Source organism: Nostoc sp. CMAA1605, from assembly GCF_021596505.1.
In the GTDB taxonomy this organism is placed as follows: Bacteria; Cyanobacteriota; Cyanobacteriia; order Cyanobacteriales; family Nostocaceae; genus Trichormus.
The window spans coordinates 1-11,216 of sequence record NZ_PJIZ01000116.1; the positions used below are offsets into that span (position 1 = coordinate 1).

General features: G+C 39.0%; 4 protein-coding genes. 1 reads left to right on the forward strand and 3 read right to left on the reverse strand.

Annotated features, from left to right (window positions below):
- From CV014_RS26190 to CV014_RS26200, 3 genes are all read right to left on the reverse strand, one after another.
- A partial coding sequence (locus tag CV014_RS26190) for a condensation domain-containing protein (RefSeq protein WP_236144695.1) occupies nt 1-656 on the reverse strand: 656 nt, incomplete at its 3' end.
- Between the two features lie 16 nt (nt 657-672).
- A complete protein-coding gene (locus CV014_RS26195; protein WP_236144696.1) occupies nt 673-2,859 on the reverse strand; it encodes a condensation domain-containing protein in 2,187 nt (728 codons plus the stop codon).
- The gene (locus CV014_RS26200) at nt 2,811-7,769 is read right to left on the reverse strand and encodes a non-ribosomal peptide synthetase (protein WP_236144697.1); all 4,959 of its coding nucleotides are present in this window, start codon (nt 7,767-7,769) and stop codon (nt 2,811-2,813) included. The genes CV014_RS26195 and CV014_RS26200 overlap by 49 nt, the downstream gene beginning before the upstream one ends.
- A 1,235-nt stretch (nt 7,770-9,004) precedes the next feature.
- Here CV014_RS26200 and CV014_RS26205 point away from each other — a divergent pair.
- A partial coding sequence (locus CV014_RS26205; RefSeq protein ID WP_236144698.1) for an AMP-binding protein occupies nt 9,005-11,216 on the forward strand: 2,212 nt, incomplete at its 3' end.

The window sequence follows — 11,216 nt, forward strand, 5'->3', positions numbered from 1 at the left end:
ACCAGTGGGGTAGGAGCAGTAAAGCCTTCAAGAGTTCGCCGCCAAAACGCTTCCGCCACAGATAAGTCTTGCTGCTGTAACCAAATAATGTAGTCTTGATAAGGACGAGGAGAAGGAAGATAGCAGTTTTGACCTTGAGAGTAAGCAGTATAGAAGGTTAAAACCTCTTGATAAATGATTGGTAAGCACCAACCATCTAACAGGATATGAATGCCAATGCCACAGAATTTATAGGTTTGATCAGATAGCCGAATTAATGTACAGCGCATCAAAGGGGCTTGATTGAGTTGAAACCCCTGTCGACGTTCTGTTTCTAGCAAAGAATCTAGACGCTTTTGTTGCTCTATAGAAGAAAGGTTTCGCCAATCTTGATAGTTCCAAGGTAAATCTACCTGTTTTCGCACTACTTGTAGAGGTTGTTGACGTTTTTCCCAAAGAAAAAGAGTCCGTAACACTGAGTAGCGTTCTACGACTTGTTCCCAAGCTCGCTTGAAAGCGATAACGTTAATTTCCGCAGATATCGTGATTAGCGTCTGATTGCAATAAACTCTTGAGTCTGGAGCATAAATGCTATGAAAGAGCATCCCCTGTTGCATCGGGGAGAGAGGATAAATAGACTCTACGTTTTTGCTTTTTTGAGATTTTTCGGCTACCATTACGTTCCTATCCTCTTTAGTCGATTTCCGCCAGAATTTCGTCTAGTTCGTCTTGATTTAAGTTCGCCACAGGAAAATCAGAGGGAGTGTATCCTCCAACTGTAGGAGACAGACAATGTTCAATCAGGTTTAACAAAGCTTGGAGATACTTTTGAGCTAATGATTCTACGGTAGAACGCTGATGGATATGACTGCTGTAGCTCCACCTAACTTGTAACTGTCCTTCTACTACCCAGGCATTAATATCTAATAGATGCCTGCGCTGTCCCTCCAAACTACGCTCATTTCCTGTAGACTCGGTGGCAAATTTCCAACCGACGCTTTTGGAAGTCCCTTGGTCGAATTGACCCAAATAATTGAAACTGATTTCCGCTAAAGGCAGTGCTGCCAATTGAGAACGAATTTCGCTATCCTGACTTAAATAACGCAAAATTCCATAGACTAGGCCTCGTTGGGGAATGGCTCGCAACTGCTCTTTAATTGATTTGAGAGCTGCTCCCAAATGATTTTGATTTTCTAGTTGCAATATTACGGGAAATATGCTCGTAAACCAACCGACTGTTCTAGATACATCCACATCTGCAAAGACATCTTCCCGACCATGCCCTTCTAAATCAATCAGGACTGTAGAATTTCCTGTCCATTGTGCCGAAGTTTGAACTAACGCTGTCAGCAGCACATCATTGATTTGGGTATTGTAGGCAGAGGGGACTTGTTGCAAGAGAGCGCGAGTTTCTTCCTGAGTCAGAGTAATCGATACATCAGCCACACTACCTACTGAGTTATTTTGTTTTTCTGTGGGATCATCTACAGGCAAGGAATTTACTTGAGACCAAGGCTGTTTTAACCAGTAATCTAATTGTGCGCGCACTGCCGGGAGCATCCCGTATTCTTGCAAAAGTGTAGCCCAATCTTTAAAAGCTAAGGTTTTAGGTGGCAGTTGAATATTTTCTTGTTGTTCTAGTTGCTGGTAAACTATGAACAAATCTTCTAGTAAAATCCGCCACGAGACTCCATCAACAGCTAGATGATGGATGATGATCAGTAATCGATGATCGTGGTTATTGCCTAATTGCAACAATACCACTCTCATCAAAGGCCCATCTGAGAGATTTAGGCTAGCCTGTTGGGCAGTTGCTATTTTCTCTAAGCTTTGCGGTAGTTGGGTTTCGGGAGTGTGGGATAAGTCGATGACTTGGAAAGGTACTTCATCAGCAATGCCATCGTTTACTTGCTGCCATTCACCTTCCTCAAAGCTAAACCGCAAACGCAAAGCATCATGATGCTCTAATAATTTGCCTATAGCTGAGGAGAGTAATTCCGGTTTGAGGTGAGAGGGAACAGACAGTAGTACCGACTGATTGAAATGGTGCGGTTCAGACAGATTTTGCTCAAAGAACCAATGTTGAATCGGAGAGAGAGGCACAACTCCTGTCACTAAACCCTGTTGAGCCAACATTGACGCGGAAGTATCAGCTACAGTAGCTAGTTCAGCAACAGTTGGATATTGGAATATTTGTCGTGGGGTGATTTTGATTCCAGCTTGACGAGCGCGACCCACCACTTGAATAGTGAGGATAGAGTCACCACCGATTTCCAAGAATTTATCGTAGCGACTTACTTGCTCAATTCCTAAAACATCTTGCCAAATCGTGGCTAAAATCTGCTCAATAGGTGTCTGTGGCGGGACAAACTCTCGTTCTAGTGTCTGTTCTGCTTCCGGTACAGGTAAGAGTTTGCGGTCTACCTTACCATTAGGAGTTAATGGCAAAGCCTCTAAGCACACAAAAGCAGCAGGAATCATATAAGCAGGCAATTTCTGTTCTAAGAAACGGCGCACATCACTAATATTTATAGCCTGGTTTGGTGTGACTAAATAAGCTACCAGTCGTTTGTTACTGGGGGTATCTTCCCGCAAGATGACTACCGCCTGTTGGACTGACTCATAACTCTCTAGAACAGATTCAATTTCTCCTAATTCTATGCGGAAGCCACGCAGTTTCACTTGGTGATCGATGCGACCGAGAAATTCTATCTGACCATCTGGTAAATAACGAGCTAAATCCCCTGTTTTATATAGTTTTTTGCCAGGCTCAAAAGGGTGAGAGATAAATTTTTGGGCGGTTAATTCGGGTTGATTGAGGTAGCCTCTGGCTAAACCTTCACCACCAATGTACAATTCCCCAACAATCCCAATGGGCACTGGTTGAAGCTCAGGTTGAGAATGTAGATTTGGGTATTAGCAATGGGTTTGCCGATACTAGGTTGCTGAGTTGCCCCTTTTTCCACCAAGCTATATGTTGAGTAGGTTGTATCTTCGGATGGCCCGTAGAGATTGTAAACTCGTTGAATATTTTCCTGCTGGTAAAGCTGCTGTGCTAGTTGATTTGATAATGCTTCCCCTGCCAGGTTAATTGTTTGTACACTCTTGGGTATCCCTTTGATTTTTAGCAGTTGGGCGATCGCTGTTGGTACAGTGTTGATTAATGTCACTTCTGTGGCTGCTTCTAAGCTTGGTAAATATGAGGCGTTCTGTGCCATGATTACCTTTCCTCCCCAAGCTAAGGGTGCAAATAGCTCGAAGACTGACAAGTCAAAACAAATCGAAGTTGCTGCTAAAACACCCGCTAGTTCTTCACTACTAAAGATTTGTTTTGCCCAACATAACAGGGCTACGCTACTGTGATGTTCGATGACTACGCCTTTGGGTTTGCCTGTGGAGCCGGATGTATAAATTACGTAAGCTGAGTTCCTAGAGTTAACTTGACTGATAGGATTTTTTTGACTCTCAAGAGAAATCGCTGCTTGCTCTGTGTCTAAATTCACTATATGAGCTTGGCTTTCAGGTAATCTTGCTGCTAGTTTCTGTTGTGTGAGTAACACTGATATCTGCGAGTCTGCCACAATCGTCTCTAGACGCTCTTTGGGGTAGGCTGGGTCTAATGGTACGTATGCTCCTCCGGCTTTGAGGATGCCTAATAGTCCTGCTACCATTTGGGCGGAACGTTCGATGCAAATGCCTACTAATACTTCTGGTTTTACTCCTAATGACTGCAAGTGGTGGGCTATTTGGTTCGCTTGCTCATTTAGCTGTTTGTAGGTGATTTTTTCGGTTTCACATACTATTGCTATGGCTTCTGGACTCCGTTCTACTTGCTCTTCAAATAGTTGATGAATACATTTATCTTGTGGATATTTAGTTTCTGTTTTGTTCCATTCCACTAATAGCTGATGCTGTTCTGTATCAGAGAGTAAACAATGTTTGTCATATCGTTCTGACCATTGACTGGCCATTGCTGTCAAAGCTTTTTGATAATATCCACCAATTGTTTGCATCTGTTGTTCACAGAATTGGCTAGGATCGTATTTTAGGGTTAACTCTATTGCTTCAGAAAAGGAATTGAGACTAACGTTAACTATAAAACTAAAGTTGGTTTGTTCAAAAAATTTGCTTTCTAATGCTTCTATTTCCTGAAATTCCGACAGATTTTGATAAACATGAAAATTATTGAAATAAAATAAAGTCTCGAATAGTGGCTCTTTAATCTGCAAATTCTGTTGTAATTCTGCTAGAGGATAACGCCGGAAAGGTAGAGCTTCATGCTCATTTTTAAAAGTCTGCTGCACTAAATCAATCCAAGTGCCTCCAGCTAATTGCAAACGAAATGGTAAGGTATTGATAAACAAACCTAATACTCGTTCTCCATCTTCTTCTTCTGGTCTGCCATTAGATACCAATCCAGTGAGAATATCTGTTTGGTTAGTGACTAAGTTTAAGACTCTTATATGAGCAGCTAAGAGAACACTTTTGAGAGGAACTCTGGCTGTTTTTGCTAGCTGTTTTAAACCTGATGAAATTTCAGATGATATGTTCACTTCCTGCTGAACTATTTGTCCTGTCTGAGTGGAAAGATAAGACTTAGGCCAACGAGGAAGTTTGGTAACATTTATTTCTTGTAATTTTTCTTGCCAGTAGTTTTGACAATCTAGAGATGCGATTGTTTGTTGTTCTAACGCAACAAAATCTCGAAAAGTTAAAGAAGGTGCTGCTGGGATAGGAGGTACTTTCAGACCAAGAAGAAATAAGTAATGTTGGAATAATTCGGAGATGAAAGAGGCTACGCTCCAGCCATCTAAAATTGCGTGGTGAAAACTCAAAGTGAAATTAAATGTCTCAGGGGTGCGACGATGAATATGAAAGCGTAATAACGGCGCAATGCTCCAATCAAAACGTCGTTTTTTCTCCTGTTCAATCCAAGTTTCTATAGCTGCTTCTTGTTCATCTGTTGTTAAGTGACTCAGATCATCTAGAGCTAAAGTAATCTTAACTGTGCGATGAACCATCTGTAATGGCTGTGGGAATTCAGTCAGAGCAAAGCTCGTGCGTAGTATCGGATGGCGACTAATTAAATCAGCGATCGCAGTCTGTAAGGTCTTCAGATCAAGAGGCGATCGCAGATGATACGTAAAAATATCATGATACACCCCTGTATCAACGCTGTATTCACTATGAAAGACCATTCCCGCTTGCAGCTTTGTCAGTGGGTAAGCGTCTTCTATATTTTCAGGTAAATTTAGGTTTTCTTCGTAACTTTTAAAACTTAAAAATCCTAGTTTGGGCGTAGGGAAAGAATAATTTCCCTGGCTAATTTCTTTGGCAAGTTTATGTATTGTTTGATATTGAAAAAGCTGCTGAAGGGAAAATGTTAGACCAAATTGTTTGGCTTTTGAAAGAGCTTGAATTCCTAAAATTGAATCCCCTCCCAATTCAAAAAAGTTGTTATGAATGCCAACTTTTTCAACCCTAAGAATCTCAGCCCAAATATCAGATAAGAGTTTTTCTTGTTGAGTTTGAGGAGCTACAAAATTAGCCGCTAAGTCGGGTCTTAACTGCTCCGGTAAAGGTAAGGATTTGCGGTCTACCTTCCCATTAGGAGTTAATGGCAGAGCCTCTAAACACACAAAAGCAGCAGGAATCATGTAAGCAGGCAATTTCTGCTCTAAGAAACGGCGCACATCACTAACATTTGTAGCCTGATTGGGTGTGACTAAATAAGCTACCAGTCGTTTGTTAGTGGGGGTATCTTCCCGCAAGATGACTACCGCCTGTTGGACTGACTCATAACTCTCTAGAACAGATTCAATTTCTCCTAATTCTATGCGGAAACCCCGCAGTTTCACTTGGTGATCGATGCGACCGAGAAATTCTATCTGACCATCTGGTAAATAACGAGCTAAATCCCCTGTTTTATATAGTTTTTTGCCAGGCTCAAAAGGGTGAGAGATAAATTTTTGGGCGGTTAATTCGGGTTGATTGAGGTAGCCTCTGGCTAAACCTTCACCACCAATGTACAATTCCCCAACAATCCCAATGGGCACTGGTTGAAGCTCAGGGTTGAGAATGTAGATTTGGGTATTAGCAATGGGTTTGCCGATACTAGGTTGCTGAGTTGCCCCTTTTTCCACCAAGCTATATGTTGAGTAGGTTGTATCTTCGGATGGCCCGTAGAGATTGTAAACTCGTTGAATATTTTCCTGCTGGTAAAGCTGCTGTGCTAGTTGATTTGATAATGCTTCCCCTGCCAGGTTAATTGTTTGTACACTCTTGGGTATCCCTTTGATTTTTAGCAGTTGGGCGATCGCTGTTGGTACAGTGTTGATTAATGTCACTTCTGTGGCTGCTTCTAAGCTTGGTAAATATGAGGCGTTCTGTGCCATGATTACCTTTCCTCCCCAAGCTAAGGGTGCAAATAGCTCGAAGACTGACAAGTCAAAACAAATCGAAGTTGCTGCTAAAACACCCGCTAGTTCTTCACTACTAAAGATTTGTTTTGCCCAACATAACAGGGCTACGCTACTGTGATGTTCGATGACTACGCCTTTGGGTTTGCCTGTGGAGCCGGATGTATAAATTACGTAAGCTGAGTTCCTAGAGTTAACTTGACTGATAGGATTTTTTTGACTCTCAAGAGAAATCGCTGCTTGCTCTGTGTCTAAATTCACTATATGAGCTTGGCTTTCAGGTAATCTTGCTGCTAGTTTCTGTTGTGTGAGTAACACTGATATCTGCGAGTCTGCCACAATCGTCTCTAGACGCTCTTTTGGGTAGGCTGGGTCTAATGGTACGTATGCTCCTCCGGCTTTGAGGATGCCTAATAGTCCTGCTACCATTTGGGCGGAACGTTCGACGCAAATTCCTACTAATACTTCTGCTTTTACTCCTAATGACTGCAAGTGGTGGGCTATTTGATTCGCTTGCTCATTTAGCTGTTTATAGGTGATTTTTTCGTTTTCACATACTACTGCTATTGCTTCAGGACTGCGTTCTACTTGCTCTTCAAATAGCTGATGAAGGCATTTATCTTGCGCGTATTTAGTTTCTGTTTTGTTCCATTGTTTAAGTAATTGATGATGTTCTTCTGTTGTTAAAATGTCAATGTCTGACAATTGACAATCAGGATTAATTGTCACAGTTTCGATAATTTGCAGAAAATGCCCCAGCATTCTCTGCACAAAATTGGCATCAAAAGCATCTTTTGGGAAAGTTATAGAAACAGAAGTATCTTGAGCATCAATTTCTAAGAATAGTTGAAACTTGTTGGACAAAGAACTGTAACTGCATAATCCCTCTTGGATGAGAGCAATATCAAAAATTGCTGCTGGATCTCCACCTCTAGCAAGAAATGTTTCGACCAGAACGTCTACATCATAACTTTGGTGACTGTATCCTTCTTGTAGCTGACTGCGAGTAATTTTGAGTAAATCTTTAAATGAAATAATTTTTTGTCTATAGAATCGTGAGAATATGAAGCTATCAGATTTGTTTAGATTCAAAGCTCCCGTTGCTACAATAAACTCTTCTTGAGCAGTGTATTTAAATAATAAAGTTTGAATAGTTGATAAATATAATGCTAGTTTATTAATGGGGGAATCACTAGTTAATTTGTATATTTTATCGCGTAAATTTACTGATATATTATCAATAATTGTGTCTTTATGTTCTATTTTTTTGTTGTGATTTGCACTATTAAATAAAGGTGTAACTGGCTGGATTTCTCGCAGTTGTCGAATTTGGTAATCTATTGCAACAAGATTTGCTTCCGTCACTGCCATAAGTCTCTCCATAAGTGGTGTTGCACATTTAAAACATAATTTACTATTAAAAATTCTAGAAATCGTCATTCTATAGCTCTTGTCAGATTTAGAAAATTTACTTCTAGTATAGAAATAATCAATTTCTAATTTGTATAAGCAGCATTTAATAGTCTAACTATGTCATCCTCCTTAAAATTGTGTTTTTAATGCAAAAATTAACAATTAATTTGGTGTAATAAACATTTAGTTATGATAAAAAACCCAATGAAATACAGGGCGATCGCAGAAGATAGCCCTAATTCTCTTTGGTCAAATAAAAACTACTTTCTATGGGATTATAATGATTAATTCTTGTGACTGAGTAACTAGTGATCAGCACTAGAACTATAGCAACCAAGTCTACACCATAAGTGTTTTTGAAACAATAAGCGATTCAGATCCAATCTCATCTATCTTTCATACTTTGATTGAGGTAAAAGCCATAATGCTTATATGAATTGAATTTTAACCATTTAAGTTTGTTGTAAATTTTTTTTGAGTAGCGAGTCACACAACTATTTTTAAGTCAAAGTTGCTTTTCTTCCTCAGTCCGGTCAGTTCTGGTAAATAGCGATCGCTTGATTTTCCCTTTACCATCTTATAGCTTATTCTTATTATTGCAAGAATAAAACCTTGAATGCTCAAATTTTCACTGTAATAATTGTGAACATTTTAATTAGTGAAGACAGTTAAGATATTTAAGCAGTGATTTGGGATAGTTAAGTAAGTTAAGAGATTTAAGTTAGACAGTTAAGACATTTAATTAAAAAGAATTTATTGGTATTGCATATTGACTTTAGTAGTGGGACTATATTATAAATTTGAAAATCAAAAAAACATGAGATCACATATATTACTCATGTAACGCTAATGTTACATAACTTGCAAAGATTACAGTCGAAGCCATACATAATCATCTATAAAAAACTTAACGATGTGATTGTTTATTCCGCAAGTAATACTATAGACTTGTGATGAAGCATTAGCAGGATGTACATCTATTTTATTTACACGAAATTTTGATAATCAATTAATTTTCGTAAATCTACTAGATGGCTACTATCCTTGATGCAAAATCTATCTAAATTTATAGAAGAGACTAGTTTCAGCACCAGAGAATTCAAGTTATCAAGAATAATAAAGATAGGCTGTAAGGTTAGTAATAAACGATATTGAGTTAAGCATTTACTTAATCACTTGCCAAAAGGAAATATATGAATATTCCTCAAATCAAGAAGCTACTAGAAACTAATTTTTATGACCAATCAGATCCAGGATCAGAGCAAGAAGGAATATCAAAAAACTCAATTAGTTTTGGTGGGCAAGTAGAAGATAGTTGGCGGACGCTTCCAGAAGTATTGAGTGATGCTGCTAAGAAGGAAAATCAAGGAATTACATATATTAGAAGTGACGGCAGCGAATATTTTCAAACTTATAAAGATTTATATCATGATGCTCTAGTTATTTTAGATGGACTTTATCGGCGCGGACTTAAGTTAGGGGATAAAGTCATATTACAAATCGGGAGAAATCAAGATTTTATTCCTGCACTCTGGGCTTGTTTTTTAGGTGGGATTATACCTGCACCTCTAAGCATTGCTCCCAATTATGATATTCAAAATGCAGCAGTTAAAAAACTGGAAAATGTCTGGCAGATTTTAGATAAGCCCATTATATTAACAGATTGTGAATTAATTAGCGAAATAGAAAAATTAACTACTCAATCTCATCTCAAGGAATTGCAGGTAGTATCGATAGATGATTTACGCAGTCATCAATTTCGATCAAACCAACTGTCGGCTGATGAATTACCTCATCTTGCACCACTAGATCCAGCATTATTACTATTTACTTCTGGTAGTACCGATCTACCCAAGGGTGTGATGTTGCATCATCGCAACATCTTATCAATGACCGCCGGTACAGTGCGGATGAATAATTTTACACAACAAGAAGTGACGCTGAATTGGATGCCCTTAGACCATGTGGGGGCAATAGTATTTTTAGGAATTATGGCTGTGGATTTGGCTTGTCATCAAATTCATGTGCCAATTGAACTAATTCTACGTCAACCAATCAAATGGTTAGACTTGATTCAAAAGTATCAAGCTACGATATCTTGGGCCCCTAATTTTGCATTCTCCTTAATTAATCAGCAAGCTGAAGAACTTAACCAATCTTGCTATGACCTCTCCTCAATCAAATTTTTAGTTAATGCTGGAGAACAAGTTTCAGTCAAAACTATTCGCTTGTTTCTAGAAATTCTAGAAAAACATCAATTGCGGGATAGAGTCATTAAACCAGCATTTGGAATGACTGAATCTTGTTCTGGAATTACTTGGTCAGCAGGTTTAAGCAAAGATGAACTGATAGAAGAAAATAGTTTTGTCTCTCTAGGTCGTCCGATTCCTGGAGCTACTATTAGAATTATTGACCAAGACAACAATGTTTTGCCAGAAAACGAAGTTGGACGACTTCAGATTAAAGGCCCTTCTGTGACTGAAGGATATTATCAAAATCCCGAACTAAACCAAGAAGTGTTTCAAGATGGAGGGTGGTTTACTACTGGAGATTTAGGTTATCTACATAATGGTGAATTAGTTATTACTGGTAGAGAGAAACAAGAAATTATTATTAACGGGATTAACTATTTTGCCCATGAGATTGAAACAGCGATAGAAGAAGTAGAAGGTGTAGCTATTTCCTATACGGCTGCCTTTGCAGTTTTCGAGCAAAACAAAGAAACAGATTTATTAGTCATTACTTTTAGTCCAGAATCCAATAATATTGAAGATGCGGTAAAAGTAGTTAGACAAATTCGCAGCCATTTAACACAAAAAGTGGGAATTGCTCCGGCTCATGTGATTCCTTTAGAAGCTGAATTAATTCCCAAAACATCTATTGGTAAGGTTCAAAAAGCTAAATTAAAAAAGGATTTTGAACAGGGATTATTTGCCGATCGCATCCAAGAAATCAATGAATATTTAGCTAGCGATCGCCGAAAAAATGCCAGCTTACCACAGTCTGAAAATGAACGTCAAATCGCCGCAGTTTGGTGTGAAATTTTGCAACTTGATGCAGTAGGTTTACAGGATAACTTCTTTGAATTGGGAGGAAACTCTCTACATCTAATTCGCCTCCAAAACGAATTAGAACAACTTTTTGGTCGCCAGATACCGCTAACCGAAATATTTAAAAATTCCACAGTTGCCACATTAGCCCATTTCTTCACTGAAGAATCTAACTCCACAAAAGTTATCACCGAAAAAAGTCGCAAACGCGCCGCAAATCGTTCAAGTAAGCATCATGACACCCATGATATTGCGATTATTGGGATGGCAGGGCGATTTCCTGGAGCTAAGAACATAGATAGTTTCTGGGAAAATCTCAAGAATGGAGTCGAAACAATATCCTTCTTTTCTGAAG

Coding starts and splice junctions, on each gene's coding strand:
- CV014_RS26200 (WP_236144697.1), bottom strand. CDS start 7,769: ATGGCAGTGACGGAAGCAAATCTTGTTGCAATAGATTACCAAATTCGA.